Annotated in this window: 1 protein-coding gene; it reads left to right on the forward strand. The window is 68.3% G+C overall.

Annotated elements, in window-relative coordinates:
- Nucleotides 1-16: 16 nt before the first annotated feature.
- On the forward strand, nucleotides 17-240 hold a 224-nt coding region (gene rpoZ, locus HKX41_13160; GenBank protein ID NNC25083.1), incomplete at its 3' end, for a DNA-directed RNA polymerase subunit omega.

Genomic DNA, 240 nt, shown 5'->3' on the forward strand with positions numbered 1-240 from the left:
CGGCCGCAGGAGCCCCATGGCCCGCATCACCGTCGAAGATTGCCTGGAAGTGGTCCCCAACCGCTTCGAACTCGTCATGCTGGCCGCCAAGCGCGCCCGCCAGCTGGCCAACGGCGTCGAGCCGCAGCTGGACAACAGCGAAGCCAACGACAAGCCGACCGTTTTGGCGCTGCGCGAAATCGCCGCGCGCCAGGTCAACCCGGACTACATCGACGCGGTCGAGAAGGCCGAGCGCGAGCG

This window comes from Salifodinibacter halophilus, from assembly GCA_012999515.1.
Lineage (GTDB): Bacteria > Pseudomonadota > Gammaproteobacteria > Nevskiales > Salinisphaeraceae > Salifodinibacter > Salifodinibacter halophilus.